The sequence below is a fragment of the Brevibacillus formosus genome, assembly GCF_003013405.1.
GTDB classification, from domain to species: domain Bacteria; phylum Bacillota; class Bacilli; order Brevibacillales; family Brevibacillaceae; genus Brevibacillus; species Brevibacillus formosus.
The window spans coordinates 89,207-109,721 of the sequence record NZ_PXZL01000010.1 but is presented as its reverse complement, the minus strand read 5'-3'; the positions used below and the strand labels follow the sequence as shown (position 1 = coordinate 109,721).

General features: G+C 49.3%; 19 protein-coding genes. 9 read left to right on the top strand and 10 right to left on the bottom strand.

Annotation, left to right across the window (positions count from 1 at the left end):
* Complete coding sequence (locus C7R91_RS10480) at window positions 1-657, top strand: methylthioribulose 1-phosphate dehydratase (protein WP_047073140.1); 657 nt, start codon at window positions 1-3, stop codon at window positions 655-657.
* A 13-nt stretch (window positions 658-670) separates the two neighbouring features.
* Entirely contained in the window at window positions 671-1,183 is a 513-nt protein-coding gene (gene mtnD / locus C7R91_RS10475; RefSeq protein ID WP_047073142.1) for an acireductone dioxygenase, read from the top strand.
* Window positions 1,184-1,224: 41 nt separating this feature from the next.
* Here mtnD and C7R91_RS10470 read toward each other — a convergent pair whose 3' ends face one another.
* From C7R91_RS10470 to C7R91_RS10430, 9 genes are all read right to left on the bottom strand, one after another.
* Complete coding sequence (locus C7R91_RS10470; protein WP_047073144.1) at window positions 1,225-2,343, bottom strand: Ger(x)C family spore germination protein; 1,119 nt, start codon at window positions 2,341-2,343, stop codon at window positions 1,225-1,227.
* Complete coding sequence (locus tag C7R91_RS10465) at window positions 2,340-3,437, bottom strand: GerAB/ArcD/ProY family transporter (protein WP_047073146.1); 1,098 nt, start codon at window positions 3,435-3,437, stop codon at window positions 2,340-2,342. The genes C7R91_RS10470 and C7R91_RS10465 overlap by 4 nt, the downstream gene beginning before the upstream one ends.
* Window positions 3,434-4,975 carry a spore germination protein gene (locus C7R91_RS10460; protein ID WP_441299779.1) on the bottom strand — a complete coding sequence of 514 codons (1,542 nt, stop codon included), beginning with the start codon at window positions 4,973-4,975 and terminating at the stop codon, window positions 3,434-3,436. The genes C7R91_RS10465 and C7R91_RS10460 overlap by 4 nt, the downstream gene beginning before the upstream one ends.
* Window positions 4,976-5,178: 203 nt before the next feature.
* Entirely contained in the window at window positions 5,179-6,957 is a 1,779-nt protein-coding gene (locus tag C7R91_RS10455) for an acyl-CoA dehydrogenase FadE (protein ID WP_047073150.1), read from the bottom strand.
* A 25-nt stretch (window positions 6,958-6,982) separates the two neighbouring features.
* A complete protein-coding gene (locus C7R91_RS10450; RefSeq protein WP_047073152.1) occupies window positions 6,983-8,161 on the bottom strand; it encodes an acetyl-CoA C-acetyltransferase in 1,179 nt (392 codons plus the stop codon).
* 18 nt (window positions 8,162-8,179) lie between these two features.
* Entirely contained in the window at window positions 8,180-10,588 is a 2,409-nt protein-coding gene (locus C7R91_RS10445) for a 3-hydroxyacyl-CoA dehydrogenase/enoyl-CoA hydratase family protein (RefSeq protein WP_047073153.1), read from the bottom strand.
* Between the two features lie 358 nt (window positions 10,589-10,946).
* Window positions 10,947-12,068, bottom strand: coding sequence for an S-layer homology domain-containing protein (locus C7R91_RS10440; protein ID WP_047073155.1), 1,122 nt, complete (start codon window positions 12,066-12,068; stop codon window positions 10,947-10,949).
* A 229-nt stretch (window positions 12,069-12,297) separates the two neighbouring features.
* Window positions 12,298-12,492: a hypothetical protein gene (locus C7R91_RS10435; RefSeq protein ID WP_047073157.1), complete on the bottom strand. Its 195-nt coding sequence runs from the start codon at window positions 12,490-12,492 to the stop codon at window positions 12,298-12,300.
* Window positions 12,493-12,516: 24 nt separating this feature from the next.
* A complete protein-coding gene (locus tag C7R91_RS10430) occupies window positions 12,517-12,933 on the bottom strand; it encodes a glycosyltransferase family 2 protein (RefSeq protein WP_047073159.1) in 417 nt (138 codons plus the stop codon).
* 152 nt (window positions 12,934-13,085) lie between these two features.
* Here C7R91_RS10430 and C7R91_RS10425 point away from each other — a divergent pair, with 152 nt between their 5' ends.
* From C7R91_RS10425 to C7R91_RS10395, 7 genes are all read left to right on the top strand, one after another.
* A complete protein-coding gene (locus tag C7R91_RS10425) occupies window positions 13,086-13,703 on the top strand; it encodes a hypothetical protein (RefSeq protein ID WP_047073160.1) in 618 nt (205 codons plus the stop codon).
* A 350-nt stretch (window positions 13,704-14,053) separates the two neighbouring features.
* Window positions 14,054-15,154 carry a glutamate 5-kinase gene (gene proB / locus C7R91_RS10420; protein ID WP_047073162.1) on the top strand — a complete coding sequence of 367 codons (1,101 nt, stop codon included), beginning with the start codon at window positions 14,054-14,056 and terminating at the stop codon, window positions 15,152-15,154.
* A 38-nt stretch (window positions 15,155-15,192) separates the two neighbouring features.
* Entirely contained in the window at window positions 15,193-16,461 is a 1,269-nt protein-coding gene (locus C7R91_RS10415; protein ID WP_047073164.1) for a glutamate-5-semialdehyde dehydrogenase, read from the top strand.
* 20 nt (window positions 16,462-16,481) lie between these two features.
* Window positions 16,482-17,324: a pyrroline-5-carboxylate reductase gene (proC, locus tag C7R91_RS10410; protein WP_047073166.1), complete on the top strand. Its 843-nt coding sequence runs from the start codon at window positions 16,482-16,484 to the stop codon at window positions 17,322-17,324.
* 78 nt (window positions 17,325-17,402) lie between these two features.
* A complete protein-coding gene (locus tag C7R91_RS10405; protein WP_047073167.1) occupies window positions 17,403-18,209 on the top strand; it encodes a hypothetical protein in 807 nt (268 codons plus the stop codon).
* 103 nt (window positions 18,210-18,312) lie between these two features.
* Window positions 18,313-18,639: a ferritin-like domain-containing protein gene (locus C7R91_RS10400; protein ID WP_047073168.1), complete on the top strand. Its 327-nt coding sequence runs from the start codon at window positions 18,313-18,315 to the stop codon at window positions 18,637-18,639.
* 13 nt (window positions 18,640-18,652) lie between these two features.
* Window positions 18,653-18,985, top strand: coding sequence for a spore coat protein (locus C7R91_RS10395; RefSeq protein WP_047073169.1), 333 nt, complete (start codon window positions 18,653-18,655; stop codon window positions 18,983-18,985).
* Between the two features lie 41 nt (window positions 18,986-19,026).
* On the opposite strand, the gene C7R91_RS10390 is transcribed toward C7R91_RS10395, so the two are convergent.
* Window positions 19,027-20,475, bottom strand: coding sequence for an aminotransferase-like domain-containing protein (locus C7R91_RS10390; RefSeq protein ID WP_047073171.1), 1,449 nt, complete (start codon window positions 20,473-20,475; stop codon window positions 19,027-19,029).
* Between the last annotated feature and the right edge of the window lie 40 nt (window positions 20,476-20,515).

Here is a 20,515-nt window from a genome sequence, read left to right as displayed (position 1 = left end):
ATGACCGCAACACTCGAACAACGTCTGGATGCCTTTCGCCGTCTGGATGATGCCAAGCTGACATTTGCCCGCCGGGACTGGTTTCCCGGCACCAGTGGCAATCTGTCCATTAAAATACAAAACGATCCCTTGCAATTTGCTGTAACGGCAAGCGGCAAAGACAAAACCAAGCTGTCCCCCGAAGATTATCTGGTTGTGGATCAAGACTCGCGTCCAGTAGATGAAACTGCTCTCAAGCCGTCCGCGGAAACGCTCATCCACGCCGTCGTCTACAAAACGTTCCCGAAGGCTGGGGCTTGCTTCCACGTCCATACTGTTTGGAACAACCTCATTTCTGAGCTCTACTTTGGACAACGCGCTTTCTCCATCCAAGGACAAGAGCTAATCAAGGGACTCGGAATCTGGGAAGAAAACGCGCGCATTACTGTTCCGATTGTTGAGAACTTTGCCGATATTCCGACCTTGGCTGCCGCCATTGAAAAAGTAATCACACCAGAAGTTCCCGGCGTACTCATCCGTAACCACGGTATCTACACGTGGGGCGGCAATGACTTCGAGGCCAAGCGCCATCTGGAAGCTTTTGAATTCCTATTCGAGTATCACGCCCGCTGGCTGCAATTGCGCCAAGCAGTCGTGTCCACTACAACCACCAATTAAGGAGGAATAAACGATGGCACAAATTCGTTTTCACGACAACAATGAGTACATCTCAGCACCCGAGGAAGTTGTCTCCTTCCTGGATACCCAAGAGATCATTTACGAAAAATGGGGCGTGGATCGCCTTGATCCGAAGCACCGTGATAACTACAGCCCGACAGATGAGGAAAAACAAGAGATTCTCGACACCTTTAAGCCGGAAATCGATGCGATCAGCAAACGTCGCGGTTACTTGACAGCGGACATTATCGTCCTTTCTGACAAAACACCTAACCTCGACGAGCTGCTGGTGAAATTCAAGGGCGAGCATCACCACACAGACGATGAGTGCCGCTTCTGCGTAGATGGTCACGGTATTTTCGCCATCAAAGGTAAAGACGGTCGCTACTTCGACGTCGAGCTGGAGCCAGGCGATCTGATCTCCGTACCACCGAACTACCGCCACTACTTCACCCTGATGGACGACCGCAAAATTAAAGCGATCCGCCTGTTTGTTACTCCAGCAGGCTGGGAAGCGATCTATTAATCGTCAACACCCTGGTCCCATTCGGATGCCAGGGTGTTTTCTTATTTTACGACTCCATTTCCTTTAATAGACACTTCTGGTTTAATTTGAACCGTTGCTTTTGCAAAGGCTGCCGGCCAGTCATCTTGAACTTTTTTCCATTCCTTGTATTCATAGGCGCGCGCATAAAGGCCAAAACCAAACGGGTCTGTCTTGGCTTCCTGGCATTTTTTGATTAGCTGGGCATAATCCTTGTGGAATTGCTTGGCGATCATCTGTTCCAGCTTTTTATAGTCCTTTTCCATGTTAAAAGGAAACAGTCTCTCTGATATCGACACGCGCAAGCTCACCTGAACATCGAAATGGAATGTACCGTCTCGATAGGTCGTCTTCACTTTTTTCTTGACGCCTTTTATGAAAAAGCTGACTCTGTCCTTTATAATGGGATTCTGATCGGTTGGCCCCTTAACCGGGAGAGTAATGGATATTTCCCCCTGTTTTCCATGAAGAAGCATCTGCAAGAGAACCGTATCCCGCGGCTCGATCAATCCGGCATAAACCCCTTTTTTCGTTAACAATGCGGTTCCCATTACTCTCACCGCATGTTTCGTCTTCTTCAATTCCGATATATGGGGCGTCATGCCTTTTTCAAACATTTGCCGATGAAATTCCTGCGCTCTGGTTTTTACGGTCAGATTTCTTTTATTGGCTGTATCAATGAGCTTCGTCAGATGAAGAGCAAGGCGAGGTTTGTCCTTTGGCTTGTATTCAAACAGCTCGTTCAAAGAACCATCAAGCATGACCATTCGTGCGTTGACAGTGAACTTCGCATCACGAAAAACGACATCCAATAACCGAAACCAATCCGGGTGCTGCAACAAACGCTTTCCCAGCACAATCAACTGGATTTTGCCTGATACAGTCAGAGCCGTTACGATCTCATCAAAGCCCATTCTCGACTCTCGCGTGCTAGATGCTCGGACACCGTATTCCTCTGTCTTTTCTTTAGCTTCCCTGCTAAACACTGGGCTTGTCATATAAAAGAGGAGTTCATTTTTTTCATTCAAGTCAATTCCGACCATAAGAGAAAGGGTCGCATCCTCGAGATTCAATCGATCGGTACACCCGGTTAGCATCACGATCAAAACGAACGACAAAATGATCTGCGTAAACCGCTTCATGCTTCTTTCCCCCCAGCTCGTTTTGACAACCAAATAGGCCCCCAAGCCAATAGTGGAAGTAAGTAAGCGAATATCAGTCCAGCATAACTCCAGGTCTGCGTCATTTTTTTCAGGTCAATAAAAGAAGGAGTATACACCCAAGCCATTACCGTTATTAGCGTGAGGAGCACCCATAAATGCTTTCGATGATCCCGGCTATTAAATAACTGGCTTGTGGAAAAAACGGTGAAATACAGGTAGGGCAATGCCGTAGTCGATAAAATGAACAAGTAAAACGCGAGAAAAATAATATCGATGCGCTCCAGAAAGCGATATTCGATCACCTTCCATAAGTTCAGCGTAGGCCATACATATTCAACGATCTCATCCGGGCAGAAAAAAGCAAAGCAAATGATTGTGATGTACAAATAAACGAGCAAGGTCAGCGTGTTTGCTACGACAATGCCGATCGATGCGTATTGCTTTTTCTGAAGAAAGGGGTAAACAAAATACGCCATTTCAAACCCAAGAAAAGACAAAATCGTAGTTTGACTGGCAGTCAATATCGGCATCCACCCCTCTTTTATAAGAGGCAATAAATGCAACCAATGTGCGTCCTTTAAAGCGGTCGCGAGGACAAGTGGCATCCAGAGGGTGAGATAAAACACCAGCTCAGAATACCTCCCAATCACACGCATTCCCCCCTGTACGACCATATAGGCGGGAATCGCAAATAGGGCAACAATGATGTATGCAGGTGTCTGTGACAATATCCATACATTAATAATCGCAGTGGTATTGGCAATAAAGACGATCGATGCAATTGCAAAATACATCGCCATCAATATCGTCGCCACTTTTCCTAAATACTTGCCCAACAGGAGGTGGAATATATCGATGATCGTCTTATCTGGGTAACGTTTCATCATATTCGTGGTAACGAGGCTTACGAGAACAGCTGCTGCCCATCCAATAAACAAGGATATCCATCCGTCTGTCCCTGCCTGTTCCGCTAATTCTCTCGGTATTGTCAAGACACCGATCCCGACCTGCGTCCCGTGAATGAGAAGGATGTATTGGATGACGGATAACTCGTAATACGCGTACTTTTTCATTTCGCATCCCCCTCTGGCTGATTATCCCCTTGCCGTTTTTCTTGAACCGTTCTCGCTCCCGTCGGGCGTTCAAGCATCTTCCACAGAGGCAAACGAACAAACAGGTCTTTCCAATCTGAGAAACGTACAGGAGCCAGAGGACTTCCATAGGGGACGCCCAAGGATTGCAACGAAATCAGGTGACCAATCAGGGCCATAAGCCCCACTACAATCCCGACGATCCCAAACATCGCCGCCAAGACCATCATGACAAAACGGATGAGTCTAACAGCGGAAGACATATCGTAATTCGGGATGATAAAGGAAGCTATAGCGGTAAAAGCCACGACAATCACCATAATGTTACTTACGATTCCGGCTTGGACGACAGCTTGACCGATGACGATACCGCCGACGATACCGACTGTTTGTCCAATTGGAGCAGGCAAGCGAATACCAGATTCCCGCAGCATTTCCAGTGTGAGCTCCATGAGCAGAGCTTCCAGCAAAGGAGGGAATGGCACTTTTTCGCGCGACTCTCCGATCGACAGGATCAAATCGAGAGGGATGACCTCATAATTGAATGAAATCAACGCAATATAGATCGCCGGCAAAAAAGTGGCCACGATAAAAGCCAGGTATCGAAGCAAGCGAATAAATGAAGCAACAGGCCAGCGAATGCTGTAATCATCTACATTTTGGAAAAAGGAAGCAAAAGAAACGGGAGCAATCATTACACTTGGTGATCGATCAACGACAACGGCAATCTTCCCTTGGAGCAAATGAGAGGCGGTCGTATCAGGTCTTTCTGTTGTGATGAACTGTGGAAAAGGGGAGTATGGATTATCCTCGATATACTCCTCCAGCTCTCCTGTATTAAGGATCGAATCAACCTTGATTCGTCCAAGCCGATCTTCCAGCTCCTGCAGCACCTCTGGATTGACGACATCGGCCAAAAACATAATGGAGAGCTTCGTATCCCCTCGTTCTCCGACCCAAATCTCTTTGATTTTCAGCTCGCGGTTAGGAATATATCGGCGAATCAAGGCGATGTTTTGGGAGTCGGTTTCGACAAAGCCTTGATGTGCTCCCTTCAGTGAGGCCTCCAGCTGCGGGTCTTCAAGAGCCCTCTGCGGCCATCCATTTGTCTCGACCACGAGCGCTTCTTTTCGTCCCTCGATAAATAGAACGCTGCTGCCTTTCAAGATATCGTTCTCTACGGTCTGAAAGTCGTATACAACGGTTACCTTTCCAACGGATAACAGGTCAAAAATACTGGAGCTTTCTCCTTCTCTATGAGACAAAAGGGGACGAAGCACGTTATTGTTTATGGAGTTTTTGTCAACCAGTCCGGTTAGATAGACAAGTGTGACCTTGCCACCCGCATGTCGGCTGTCAAACGTTCGTATCACCAAATCAGGCGTCAGCGTGAAAATCGCATTCAGCTCTGCAATATTCTCGCTTAATTGATCACTGATCTCGCGGACACGGACAGGCTCACCCGAGTGGCTAAGCCTGTCTTTGACCGATGTCTTTTTTCTTCTCAGCCACCCTCTCATCGCCATTTCGTACACTCCCGCCCTTTGCGAAGTATGTTCTGTTAGCGTTCGTGGGAGCTTCCAAAAATATGCATGCGACTTGGCACAGACTTCCGTCAAAGTGACGATTTACGATGGCGGGATTTTGAAGGTGAAACAAGTGCGTTAAATGCAAAAGGAGCAAAGCGTTGAGCTTTGCTCCTTTTTTCGTCTTCTATTTGGAACTACACCACATATGCTCCCGCTTCGATCACGCGATCTGCAATCGAACGTTTGAGTGCCACCGTGTTGATCGGCGTGCGGCGAGTCAGCTTTTTGAGGATCGAGAGGCGCAGACGAAGCTCGTCGCCCTCTTCCATCGCCGCCAATGCTTCTTTCGCCCAGCCTTCGATACGATCGAATGCCTCATGTACATAGACAGCTGTCATTTCCAGCTTTTGCTGCTCAGCTTCGCTGCCATTTGCCGCCATTGCTTTCTCTGTCCGCTTCACGATACTGTCCATTGCATACAGCTCGATCAGCATGTCAGCCGCGAATGCCAAGAGCTCCTGTTCTTTGGACATTTCCTGTTGGTATTTCATCAACGCAGAACCAGCCACCATCAAAATGATTTTGCGCGTGATGTTGATCAGATGCTTCTCCATAGCCAAAGGTGCATCCTCAATCTCTTCTGGATAATAGCTCATCAGATCTGCTTGCAGACTGCTTGCTGCTTGCATAAGCGGCAGTTCGCCTTTCATCGCCTTTTTCACGAGCGTATCCGGAATGAGCATGCGGTTGATTTCGTTCGTTCCTTCGAAAATGCGGTTAATTCGAGAGTCACGGTACATGTTCTCAATCTCATACTCGGACATAAAGCCGTATCCACCGTGGATTTGCACGCCTTCGTCCACGCAGTAATCCAAAACCTCAGTGGCAAATACTTTATTGATTGAGCATTCGATCGCATAATCCGCAATCGCCTTCGCAACCTCGGCGCCATCATCCGCTTTTTCACCCAAGCGAGTCAGCGCTGTATCGAACAGACCCACTGTCCGATAGACGGAGCTTTCAGCCGCATACGTTTTCACTGCCATGTTCGCCAGTTTGTTTTTGATTAAAGTAAAGTTGGCAATTGGGGTTTTGAACTGTTTGCGCTCTTTTGCGTAGTTCGTCGCGAGTTCCACCGCTTTTTTCGAGGAGCCGACTGCGCCCACCGCGAGCTTGTAACGACCAACGTTCAAAATGTTGAACGCGATCACGTGACCCCTTCCAGGCTCACCGAGCAGATTGGCTACCGGCACAGGTACATCTTGCAAAATGACCGTGCGTGTCGAGGAGCATTTGATCCCCATCTTCTTCTCTTCCGGTCCAAACGAAACACCTGGGAATGTGCGCTCCACGATAAAGGCAGTAAATTTCTCGCCGTCAATTTTCGCGTATACGATAAACACATCAGCAAAGCCAGCGTTTGTGATCCATTGCTTCTCTCCGTTGAGAATATAATGCGTGCCATCTGCGGAGAGCGTCGCTGTCGTTTTCGCTCCCAGCGCATCTGAGCCCGAGCCTGGCTCTGTCAGGCAGTAGGCAGCGATTCGTTTTCCAGACGCCAAATCAGGCAGGTAACGCTGTTTTTGCTCCTCGTTTCCAAAGTACACGATCGGCAGTGACCCGATACCGACATGAGCGCCATAGCTGAGTGCAAAGCCGCGAGCCAGCGAGAACTTCTCTGTGACGAGTGCAGTGCTGACTTTATCCAGCCCCAGTCCCTCGTATTTCTCTGGAACGTCTCCAGCCAAGAGACCGAGCTCCCCTGCTTCCTTCAACAGACGAACCGAAATATCAAATTGGTGGTTTTCAAGCTCTTCCAGATGAGGGCGAACTTCATTGTTGACGAAATCCTCTGTCGTCTTTGCAATCATCTTTTGCTCTTCAGTGTACTCTTCTGGCACGAATACATCATCAGCTGAACCTGCATCGATCAAAAAGCTTCCACCGCGGATCAAATCTTTTGTTTCTGCCATTACTATCCCTCTCCTTATTTTAAAATTAAATCATTTCAAAAACGCCAGCGGCTCCCATTCCCCCGCCGATACACATCGTAACGACTCCGTATTTGCCGCCTCTGCGCTTCATTTCGTTCAATAGCTGGACGGTCAGCTTGGCACCACTGCAACCGAGTGGATGCCCTAAAGCGATTGCCCCACCATTTACATTGACCTTTTCAGGATCGAGTCCCAGCTCACGAATCACGGCAATCGACTGAGAAGCGAACGCTTCGTTTAACTCAAACAGATCGACATCCTCCAAGCTGATTCCCGCCAGCTTCAATGCTTTTGGAATCGCAACAACTGGACCAATCCCCATGACATCAGGATCTACGCCGCCAACCGTAAAAGAACGGAACTTGGCAATCGGCTCGACACCCAGCTCGGCTGCTTTTTCGGCTGACATCACGATAACGGCTGCCGCACCGTCACTCGTTTGCGAGGAGTTTCCTGCCGTTACGCTGCCTTGCACATGAAAGACCGGTCTGAGCTTGGCGAGTGCCTCCATCGTCGTGTCTGGACGCGCTCCTTCATCCGTGTCGAAAACACGTTCCTGAACGTGAAGCTTGCCAGCGTCATCCACAAAATGCTGCTTGACTGTCAAAGGTACGATTTCATCCTGAAATTTCCCCGCGGCAATCGCAGCCGTCGCACGCTGATGGCTGCGAAGTGCAAAAGCATCCTGATCCTTACGGGAAATGTTGTATCTCTTCGCCACTTCTTCAGCGGTATGGCCCATGCTCATGTACGCTTCCGGCTTCGTTTCTACGAGAGTTGGATTGAGTGCGATTTTGTGACCGAGCATCGGCACCAGACTCATGCTCTCCACCCCGCCAGCGACAACCACATCGGAGCTACCGACCATGATCTGCTGAGCAGCGTAAGCAATCGTCTGCAAACCAGAGGAGCAAAAGCGATTGATCGTGATTCCCGATACATTTGTCGGCAATCCGGCACGCAGTCCGATTAAGCGAGCCATATTCATGCCTTGCTCAGCTTCCGGTACAGCCGTCCCCATGATGATATCCTCGATATCAGCCGGATCGAGCTGTGGCACGCGGCGCAACAGGTCGCTTACAACTGCGGCTCCCATATCGACTGGGTGAAAATCCTTGAGGCTTCCTTTTTTCGATTTACCGATAGCGGTGCGGGCGCCCGCGACAATAACTGCTTCTCTCATCGTTATCCCTCCCTCTCCCTAGTTACGCAAAGGCTTGTTTTTGGTCAGCATGTGCTGCATCCGTTGCTGGCTTTTCGGTGTCTTGATCAGTTCGAGGAACGCTTGCTTTTCCAGCTCCAAAATGTAGCTCTCTGTCACTTCTGTACCCGCTGGCACGTTACCACCGGACATGACATAGGCAACTTTGCTTGCGATCAGCTCATCATGCTCGGAAATATATCCACTCTTCTTCATGGCATAAATATTTTGGCGCAGGCTCGTATAACCCGTTTCGCCGATCACGCGAATTTTACGTGGCGCTGGCGGCGTGTATCCCTCTTTATCCATCGAAAGCACCAGCTGCTTCGCATCGTATAACAAATGATCAGCATTCACGCTGATGCGGTCAGTTGGCCGCAGGTACCCGAGATTGATGGCTTCCTGGCCACTTGTAGATACCTTCGCCATGGCAATGGCTTCAAACGCCTTCGCCACGAACGGGAACGGATCGACTGGCATGCTGCCTCCCACTGGAACGTTTTCCATTGCTCGGAACAGCATCTCCTTCGTTCCTCCGCCACCTGGCAGAAGTCCTACTCCCACCTCTACCAGTCCGAGGTACGTCTCTGCCGATACCTGCACGCGATCCGCGAGATAGACCACCTCGACACCGCCGCCAAGTGTCATGCCGAACGGTGCCGCCACGACAGGACGATGCATGTAGCGCAGTGCCCGTGCGGTTTTGTGGAAATTGGTGACGAGCATGTCGAGCTCCAGCCAGTTCTCATCCTGTGCTTCCATCAACGCCATTGCGAGATTCATCCCGACGCAGAAGTTTTTGCCTTGATTACCGATGACCAGACCGGCGAAGTTCTTCTGCACTTCCTCTGCGGCCTGACTTGCCATGTGCAAGACATCCATCCCGAGTGCATTGTGCGGGGAGGTGAATTCCAGACATGCGACTCCATCGCCCAAATCGATCAAGGCGGCACCCGCATTTTTCTTGATCAGCTTGCCTTGTTCCTTAAGGGCTGCCAAGTTGATGTTTTCCTTGCTCTCTTCGATGTCTTTGTATGTGCCTCCGATGGAAAATACGCTGCGCTTCCCTTGCTCTTTTTGATAAAAGGAGGTTTTCCCGCTCGCGAGCAGTTCCTCGACAAGTGCCGGAATCTTCTCGTTTTCTTCACGCATTCTTGCCACCGACTTTTCGAGACCGATGGCATCCCATGTTTCGAATGGCCCCATCTCCCAGCCGAAGCCCCACTTCATGGCTTGATCAACAGAGACGATATCGTCAGCGATCTCATAAGCCTTTTCCGCAGAGTACAACAGTACCTTTTTGAAGACGCTCCAGACAAACTCACTGCCCTTGTCCTTGCCGTACGCGAGCGCTCTCAACTTCTCAGGCAAAGTCTTGGCTGTTTTGGCTGTTTCGAGGGAAGGGAACTTCGGCCTCACACTTGGACGGTATTCCAGCGTGTCAACCGACAGTGCCAAAATCTCTTTGCCTTTCTCCGTCTTCACCTGCTTGAAAAAGCCTTGACCAGCTTTTTGCCCGATCCATCTTTTCTCCACCATTTGCAGAACGAACTCCGGCACTTCAAAAACTGAACGCTCCTGCTCATCCGTGCTTTTGTTCCTGACGTTACCCGCCACATGCACGTACGTATCCAATCCGACGACATCGAGTGTGCGGAACGTCGCACTCTTCGGACGGCCGATGACCGGTCCTGTCAACGCATCTACCTCATCTACCCCAAGCCTCAGTCGCACCATTTCGTGGATCGACACCTGCAATCCATATGTACCGATGCGATTGGCGATGAAGTTAGGTGTATCCTTGCAAACGACCATTCCTTTTCCGAGCACATGCTCACCAAAATGCTTCATGAAAGAGATGACTTGGGGGTCTGTATCAATACCTGGGATCAGCTCCAACAGTTTCAAGTAACGCGGTGGGTTAAAAAAGTGCGTGCCGAGGAAATGCTTGCGGAAGTCATCAGAGCGTCCCTCTGCCATTTCGTTGATCGAAACCCCAGACGTATTGGAAGACACGATGGTTCCTGGCTTGCGATGCGCTTCTACCATAGCGAAGACGCTTTTCTTCACCTCGATGTTCTCGACAACCACCTCAATAATCCAATCGACCTCGCTCAAGCAAGCCAGATGGTCCTCGAAGTTACCAACTGTAATTAGTTCGATGTTCTTTTTATCGTAGAGCGGCGCCGGCTTCTCCTTCAAAAGTCGGTCACGGCCCGCTTGTGCTATCCGGTTTTTCACCACGCTATCAGACAAAGAAAGTCCTCTTTTACTCTCATCTTCTGTCAATTCACGCGGCACGATGTCCAGTAAATAAGTGGGAATACCGACGTTGGCTAGATGTGCTGCGATCCCGGCGCCCATGACGCCCGAACCGAGAACTGCCGCCTTGCGAATTTTGCGTTCCATCTCCAAATCCTCCTTTTTAAAAACCTAGTCATGGCATATTCATGGTCAAAAGAATGGCCGCGTAACAGTGAATACCTAATATTCAGACTAGAAGTGCATTTTTAAAACTTCTACTTTCTCCATAGATATTCCTGTGTACATCAGCACATGTCTTGCGTTGAATGAATGCTCATTCAGTATGTGGGTTAAAAAATGACATCCCACGTTTTGGCTGTTTTACACGCCCGGAGATGCTACGCTCCCACCAACTGAATCACCGTTCATTTTTATTGTAATCGAAAATTCTGTCAGTTGCAATCGTCACTTCACGAAAGAATAGAAAAGAGGCACTTTGTTGTCCAGTGTCCTCTTTTCTGTGCTACTTTTCCGAGTAAATTAGCGTTGTGATCTTGCGTCCGTAAGCGTTGGACGCGTCTTCTTCCAATCGGTATTCAATCTGGAAGTCGCCGTTTTTCGGGTCTATATAATGAGCAATCACCCAGAGAGCTTTCGAATTGTTTTCGTCTGCCTTGACCGATACTTGTACCGGTCCGTTGTACGTAGGCACTTGCTCCAGCTTTGCCATGCTTTTTATCGCATCGTCTGTAAAGAGTGCAGACAGCTGCTTCTGGTTTTTGGTTTCGTACGCCAAATTCGCCGCTCGTAAATACACCTGCGCGATGTGCTTCTGATTCGCAGGTGAACCTCGGAACTGCGAAGCTACATCCATCCGGTAATAATCAATCAGTCGATCCATCACAACGATGTATTCCGCACGCGTCAGGATCTTGTTTGGAGAAAAGGTCTTATCTGTGAGAAACAGATTGAATTCCCGGATCGCCAGTGGGTATGGTGAATATGTATCCCGATAGAATCGGTCGCGCTTCCATTCATAATAGCTGTTAAAGAAAGAGACTGTATCCTGTGGTTTAATATTGGCCGTACGGAATTTTTGTGGTGCCATCATATGAAACAAGATCAAGCTGGCCTCTTCTCTCGTCAATGGCCATTGCATCCCGGCACTGGACATCCACCAGTCCGGATTTTCCTTTTCTTGTTTTTTCATCAACTGCCCGGTTTCAGCCAAATATAGATAGTACAGCATCCGGTCTCCTGGATCAAACTTGCCCAGATCATCCGTTTCGATTTTCATCATGGTCTTTAAATTGCTCAGCAGTTGATCTACTTCCCCCCGAAGTAGATAGCGATGATCCAGGTTTGGCTTGCGTTCTGGCTTTTCTATCGGTCCGTATACCGTCTCAAATACGCGATTCAGCATAACCAGAGCTTCGCCTCGAGTAATCGGCTTGTTTGGGTAAAAAGGCTGATATCCCTTTCTCTTTACGATGCCCAGATCCGCCATTTTGTCGATCTGCTCACTTGCCCAATGTCCCTGTATATCCGTGTACATACCAGGCGCAGCCGCATTCGCACTCCCTGAAAAAACGCTTTGCACCACTAGCAGTGCCAAGAGAAAAACGATAGCAAAACGCTTTACCATGACTTACGATAACTCCTTTCTTTTCATGATCGTTTCCTTACTCCCTTTTTTTGGAATTCGTCCCCAGTAGCATCCATTCCTGCCATATTGGTCTATTTTCCTGGGTCTGATCTCTCTCTTTCTTGTATCGGGAGGAAACCGGAACTTCGTTATACTTTTTCAGAAGAAATGAAAAAGAGCCGCACTTTGTATGAGCGGCCCAATTATATCCTTTTCTTCTATGCGATGACTATCCTTCAATCTGCTCTAACCAGCCTGGTCCCCTGGTCGCAAGCAGCCGATATATGAAAATGTTAATGAGAGTGAACAGGACGATAATCCCAAGAGCGATCCCTAACAAGAATGTCCCTAGCGAAAAACTGGCGAGGACGACTAGGCCTCCTGCCATAAGGCCTATGACCAGCAGAAATAAAAAAAGAGCCATCGGTTACCCCAACGGCTCTCATAATTAGTTTTGTGGTACAAAGCTGCCATCACGCAGCATTGTCAATTCGCCCATCATGAATGCTAAATCTTCGTTTTCGTCAAACTTTCCACTTTCCTCCAGCGCTTCCAAACGACGCAGAAGCATGTTGGCAAAATCTTGAATCTGTACCGGATGTGCCTCTGTATCCGCGTCATCCAAAATTTCAAAACCAGTCAAGGCTTCCAAGTGGGTAACGATACGGAAACCGCCGATTTCCCCCAGGAACTCTTGCTTGTTCATTTTTGATTTCTCCAATTTTTGCAGCATGGACAAAATATCATTTGCTACCACGCTCGGAAAAGCAACTTGATAAAAGTTGCGATTTTTCGCTTCCTCGGTTTTGATAATCAACACATCAATACCGTCCGGTTTTTTTGCTTTTTTGCCAAACCCAAACATATATTCCACCTCAATCGTTCGATCTGTCCAACTCTCTCCATGATAGACATAATCCGAGAGTCAGACAACCCCTATCCATATATTTACTGGGCTATTTGTCTTTTTTGACACACACGCTATCGTTAAACGATTGCTCCCAAGTGAGGTGCGCCATGAAAGTTAACTGGAAAAATTGGATGTTAATTCTCGCTCTCTCTTTGCTCGTCACAGGATGCATGACGCAAGTAAAGCAGGATCAGGCCAAAACCAAGGCCAAAACACAGAGTAAGCCTGCCAAGCAGTCTGCCATCCAAAAGCTCGGCGATAACAAAATGGATGTCGTCCTCTTTTTGAAACAAGCCGAGCATCAGCTGGAAAATGTCTATTACGCTGCTGCGGACAATGCGAAGGGAAAATCTGTGATTGAGGATGGTCTCGTCTTTCGTGAATTGCCTAAGCGCTTCGACAGCAAAGACAAGATAACGGGGTACTTCGGTCGTTTTTGGAGCCGTCCACTGGCAGAAGCCATGTACGACAACATGACAACCAAGTTGGTGAAGGATAAGGTATACGTAGCAATCCCACGCGTCGATTATCCGACTTTGATCTCGGTACGAAACACGACTGTTCAAAAAAGCAATGGAGAACTCAGTGTGACCGTGGAGGATGTAACCGATTCCTCCTTTGCTTCTGACCGCACGCTGCGCTACCGACTCGTGCGCGATCAAAAGACCAAACGGTTCGAAATCAAATCACGGTTGGGCGCTTATGGGAATGAACAATTTCAATAAGCCTCTTGACATTTCTGGCAGTCCCAGCGAATAATAGTGAATTAATAAGCACATAGTGAGCGGCAATGACGGGGAATAGTAAAACCGCCCTTCAGGTCCAGAGAGCGAAATCCATCGGCTGAGAGATTTCGTCCTTGAATCGGTTTGAACCCACCCCAGAGCATCCAGGGAAGACCTGGACAGGTTTCTTTCACCTGTTATCAAAGAAAGAGAGCCGGGCGTTTCTTGGCTGAAGTATGCCTTCAGTCCAAAACGTCAAATAAGGTGGTACCGCGTGAGGTTATCAAGCCCTTTCGTCCTTATCAAAGAGACGAGAGGGCTTTTTTGTATGCAAGAAGGGGGTTTTGAGCATGAAAAAAGGTAAATTGCGTTTGGTAGTAAAGGTGGGGAGCAGTTCGATTGCAGCAGCTACGGGCGGTGTTGATCCGGCGAAAATGTCGTTGCTCGTCTCCGCTATCAGTCAATTGCGCGAAGCGGGTCATCAGGTTGTCTTAGTCTCCTCGGGAGCTGTGGCCAGCGGCTATCAAAGTCTAGGCTATCAGCAGCGACCGCGATCCTTGGCAGCCAAGCAAGCAGCGGCGGCCATCGGGCAAAGTCTGTTGATGCAAACCTATACGCAAATGTTCGGCGCCCATAACTTCAGCGTGGCGCAAATTTTGCTCACACGCGGCGACTTTTCTCACAAGGAACGGTATCAGCACGCATTCTCCACATTGTCACTGCTTTTAGATAAAAACATTTTGCCAATCATCAATGAAAACGACACGGTATCCGTAGCGGAATTGACCTTCGGAGACAATGATATGCTTGGCGCACTCGTCGCTGGTCTCATCCATGCAGATTTGTACATGATCCTGACTGATACGAATGGCCTGTACGACAAAGACCCGCGTTATCATGCTGATGCCAAACACATGGGTTGGCTCGAATGTGTGACAGACGAAATCGAGGCACTCGCAGGCGGAGCTTCCCAACTGGGAACAGGCGGTATGCGCTCCAAGCTGATCGCAGCAAAAACCGCCCAATCATTAGGAATTCCCAGCTTTATCGGAAAATTGACGAATCCCACTGATTTGCTGGAAGTCCTTACTGGCAACGGAAATGGGACCTACGTCAACTATCATCCAGAAGCGCCTGCAACGAACGGCGTTCCTACACGCAAGCAATGGATTGCGCTTCATTCCCCTACCCGCGGAAAAATAACGGTAGATAGCGGCGCAGCGGAAGCGATTTTGGAAAACAGCAAAAGCTTGCTCTTGGCGGGTGTTCGCGATGTATCCGGCATGTTCGAGCAAGGTGAGGTTATCGAGGTTTACTGTGAGGGTACGTTGATCGGTCGCGGTATCAGCAGATTTACTGCAGCACAGCTCAGTGATTTTCTTTCCCCTGATAACGTAACGCGACACAGCGGTACTGTTATACATCGAGATGAATGGACGCCTGTCATCTAAATGAATCCATGTAGATAAAAAAAGGAGTTGGAGAAACCATGGAAGACTTGAAGAAAAAAGTGCACGCACAAATAAGCCTGGCCAAACAGGCTTCACGAAAAATGGCCATACTCTCTCGCAAAGAAAAAGACGAGGTGCTCCTCGCAATCGGCCACCAGCTGCTGGCTGATCAGGCTGTCATTCTCTCCGAAAACGCCAAGGACATTGTCACCGCGGAAGCAGACGGCCAGCCTGCCTCCTATCTGGATCGTCTCCTGTTGACGCCGGAGCGAATGGCACAGCTCGTGGATAGCCTGACGCAGCTGGTATCCCTCGATGATCCGGTTGGGGAACGAATCAACTCGTGGACACGCCCAAACGGACTTTTCATCGAACAAATCCGCGTCCCTCTCGGCGTCATTGGAATGGTATACGAAGCCAGACCGAACGTCACCGTTGACGCAGCAGCTATCGCGATCAAAACGGGCAATGCGATCGTCTTACGCGGCAGCCACAGCGCTGTTCACAGCAACCTCGCGTTGGTGACTAGTATTCGTCAAGCGCTCGCTGCGACCGGACTTGACGCGGAAGCGGTGCAGTATTTGCCTTATGCCGAACATGCTTCTGTCGATTACTTGTGCACCGCCAATGGTCTCGTCGATGTCATCATCCCTCGGGGTGGCGCAGGACTGATCCAGCGGGTTCTGCAAATCGCAAGCGTTCCTGTACTCGAAACAGGGGTCGGCAACTGCCACATTTATGTGGATGAAGCCGCTCACTATGACATGGCTGAAAGCATCGTGATCAATGCCAAAACGAGTCGGCCTGCCGTATGCAATGCTGCCGAAACACTACTCGTGCACCGCAGTTGGCCACAGGACAATCAACGTGCCTTGCTTCAAAAGCTCCTTGCGAAGGGCGTTGAGCTCCGGGCTTGTGAGCGTACGTTAGAGCTGCATTCCGACCTCGCTGTTCAACTACACCATGCAACATCAGAAGACTGGGACACGGAATACTCTTCGCTGATTCTGGCCGTTCGCACTGTCGATAACCTGAGCGAGGCCATTGAACATATTACAGCGCATACTTCCGGCCATTCCGAGGCAATCGTAACGGAAGATGAAATCGCAGCCCGTCAGTTTTTGACTGCGATCGATGCAACAGCGGTTTATCACAACGCCTCTACCCGCTTTACCGATGGTGGAGAATTCGGCTTCGGTGCCGAGATCGGCATCAGCACGCAAAAGCTTCACGCTCGTGGGCCGATGGGCTTGCCAGCGCTCACTTCTTACAAGTATGTCGTACGCGGAAACGGCCAAATCCGATAGTCCAAAGGGAGGGAATCACCATGAGTAACCAAGCAACAGCGATTACAGAAGGGCGGATCGGTTTTCTCGGTGCAGGCTCGATCGTGGAGGCCATGCTTTCCGGTATTGTAAAGAAAGGCTTACTCCCTTCTGAGCGTATTTCTGTCACGAACCGCAACAATATGGAGCGTTTGGAACAGTTGGCAAATGACTACGGGATAACTGCTACCCAGGACAAATTTGAGGTAGTCCGTACTTCCGATATTTTGATTTTGGCCATCAAGCCAAAGGATGCAGCAGAGGCTTTGCAGGATTTGCGTGGGGTCGTTCGTTCCGACCAATTGATCATTTCAGTAGTTGCTGGAGTCTCTACCAGCTTGATCGGAGAGTGGCTCGGCGCAGAGTGCCCGATTATCCGCACGATGCCCAATACATCGTCTGCGGTTGGTCTGTCTGCTACAGGGCTGTCCGCGAATCCTTTTGTCCAAGAAGAGCATCGCGAGCTGGCCACCAAACTTTTCGAAGCAATTGGCACCGTATATGAAGTCGCCGAGGAAGAGCTGGACATCATTACTGGGTTGTCTGGAAGTGGTCCTGCTTATATTTACTATTTGGTAGAAGCCATGATGGGGGCAGGTGCCACAGCGGGGCTGGATCGGGAAATGGCACGCCAATTAACGCTGCAAACCGTGATTGGCGCGGCACATATGCTCCTCGATACACGCGAAGAGCCCTCTATTCTCCGCCAAAAAGTAACGAGTCCGGGTGGAACGACACAGGCAGGGCTGGAAATATTGGAAGCCTATCAATTCCAGGAGGCCGTCACGGCAGCCATCCTGCGTGCTGCGGAAAGATCGCGGGAGATGGGGGCACAATACCAGTAAAGTCGTTTTGTCCCCCTTCCTTGTCATGTATAATAGAAAAGATCAAGCATAGTCGAGAAAAATGACGAAGGAGGTCCCATGGAAATTTACGCCTTGTACGGCACCAGTGGAACAGGAAAAAGCACCAGTGCATTAGAACTTGCTCACCGAATGAACATCGACGCCATTATTGATGATGGCATCCTGATTTACCAAGGACGCAAGGTGGCCGGAACCTCTGCCAAATATGAGAAGACAAAAATTCAGGCAGTAAAACGAGCTATTTTTCATTATAAGGAGCACGCTGAAGAAGTACGACGAAGTCTTGGCGAGATTCAACCAGGCCGACTGCTCGTGTTAGGAACTTCACAGCGGATGATTGGTCGTATCGTCGAAGCGCTGCATTTGCCTTTTCAGGTGGACTTCATCCCGATTGAATCCATCAAGCCGCCGCAGGAAATCGAGGCTGCACGCTACGTGCGGGAAACAATGGGCAAGCACACGATACCGATTCCCCGTGTGGAGGTAGAAAAAGATTTCCTTCAGCGCCTCATCTCTTCAGCCCAACAGATTTTTAGCTCGAAAAAAGAAGTCATTGGGGAAACCACCGTGGTTCATCCTCCGTTTTCAGGCGGACGCATCATGATTCATTCTCAGGTGTTGCGAAAAATCGTGCAAGCGACCTGCGACCAGTTTGACGAGGTCCAATATGTGGTCAAAATCGTCTCCTCCTTTGAGGATTTGCCCCGGTTTCAGGTTTCGATTGCTCTTAAACTGCCTTACATGACAAATATTCCTGCACTTATCCAGGATCTTCAATCTACGTTATACAAAGAAGCTCAATATTGTCTCAATATCGCTCCCGCCAGCATCGACATCGTCGTTTCTTCGCTGGAGCTAACCTAATCCGGTCCTTTGTGACCGGATTTTTTTTGGCTGCAATCCTCATGGGTTACATCCTGACTTGTTGCTCATCCTATACATGATTCCATCTGAAAGGAGCAACCCGATGCCATCCATCCTGTCTTCCAAGCCCTTTACTCAAGCTCCAATTCCCGAACCGCCTAAGGTCATTTCAACAAAGGACTTGAGCTATCTCAAGGATGCTTTGTCATGGGAACTGATCGCTTTCAAAAAACTGCATGCTTTCGCACAGCAAGCTACTGATCCCCAGGTCAAGCAATGTCTGGAACAGCAAGGTCAAATGCACCAGCGACACTACCAGAAACTGCTGAGTCACCTGCAAAACAACAACACCGCAGTGATGGCGACCATTCCGCAGACACAGTCCCAGCAACAGCAACAGCAATCCCAACCACAACATCAAATGCAATAAGGGAGGAATCGGGATGCCAAACCAAAACCAGATCGCCAATCCGCAATCCGGTCAACTGCCACAAGTAAAAGGTCCGCAAATGAACGATCGTGATTATCTCAACGATTGTTTGGCTACCTGCAAATACTTGACGGATAACTTTAACGTCGCCGTTCGTGAAGCCAGCCATCAGCAGCTTTATGATGACATGCTGCAAATTTTGAATGAAACCCATCAATCAGCCCGCGATGCTTTTAATCTCATGTTCCAAAAGGGATGGTACAAGCTGGAGGCTGCCGAACAGCAACAACTGCAGCAAGCTTATCAGCAGTTTAACGGGTACTCCACGCAGTTCCCTTATCATTAAATAGCAGAAGACACCTGACAGAAGCGGGTGTCTTCTTTCCATTACCCCCTGCTACGCAGGAGCTGCGCTATTACAAATAGCGCCTTTTCCATGTCGGCTTCCTCTGCGTACACGTAGGACAAGCGAAGATGATGACTATCCGTTTGATCATATACAAAGCCTGGATTTAACAGGACCCCTTTTGCCAATGCTTCCGTAAAAAGCTTGCGCATCGAAACCGCCTGATGCAGACGTAGCCAAATATAAAAACCGCCATGTGGAATACGCCAATCTGCCAGATCGCCAAACCAGCGAGTAAGACATTCGCACATCCTGTCCCTTCTGTGTCGCAGAGCGGTTCTCAGGCGATCCAGATGCCGGGAATATCTATCGCTTGTGAGCCATTCTGTCGCTACCCATTGGGAAATAGCACTCGCTCCGTAATCTGTCTGCATTTTCACATCCGCGAGACGTTCAATGACAGGCTCTGGCCCTACAATCCAGCCAATCCGCAGTCCAGGACTAAGAGTTTTGGACAAGCTGCCCAAATACAAGACCAACCCGCTCTGATCCCTCGCCTTCAAAGGCAATGGTCCCGGTTCGTCTAACCACAATTCTCCATAAACATCGTCTTCCAGCACAGGCAGTCTCTCCCGCTCGCATGCGGCCAGCACTTGCTCCCTTCGGATCTCTGACATACTAATCCCAGTCGGATTGTGGAAAGCCGAGATCGTATAGAGAAGCGCCGCGTTATGCGCCTGTTTTTGTCTCGTCAGCACTTGGGGCGAGATTCCTTCCGTATCCATCGGTACACCAACCAGCCGCATTCCCGATGATTGAAACAAAGGCAGAGAGAATAAATACGAAGGTTGTTCGAGCAAGATGGCAGATCCACGGTGAAGGATGCCAATCGATATCAACTGCAAGGCTTGAAGGGCCCCCGAAACGACCAAAATAGACGCCGGTGAAGCTTCGATCCCCCTGCTCCGCAAATGATTGCTGATCGCCTCACGCAAAGGCAACAGCCCTTTTGGCTCCGAATAACCGAGATGAGTCAATTTGCCCTGCAAGCTAGCCATGACCTCTTCCATCTCCGCAACAGGAATCAAGCTTGGCGACAGCTCACCTGTCCCCAAACGAATGTACCTCGGGTCTGGCTCATAACGATTGATATCTTGAATCGTCGGCGAATTGGGGAGATGGGCTCCTGCCTCCACGTAGCCCAGCCAATTCGGTGGCGGTACGGTCGTCAATAAGGACCACGTGTTGTTGCTGACGACGGAGCCACTGCCTACTGTTGCTTCAATGAAGCCATCCGCTTTCAGCTCTTCCAACGCCGTCACCACCGTACTGCGATTTACATCAAAGGCTTGCGCCAACGCTCTTTGTGTTGGCAATTTACTATTGATTGGCCAATCTCCGCCTGCAATTTTCCCCTTGATATATGCCACGATCTGCGCGTAGATCGGTATGTCAGATGACTTGTCCGGCTTCCAGTCTATCGTCAGCACAGGTACATTCCTCCTCGTCTTATCATTGTACAAATTGGTT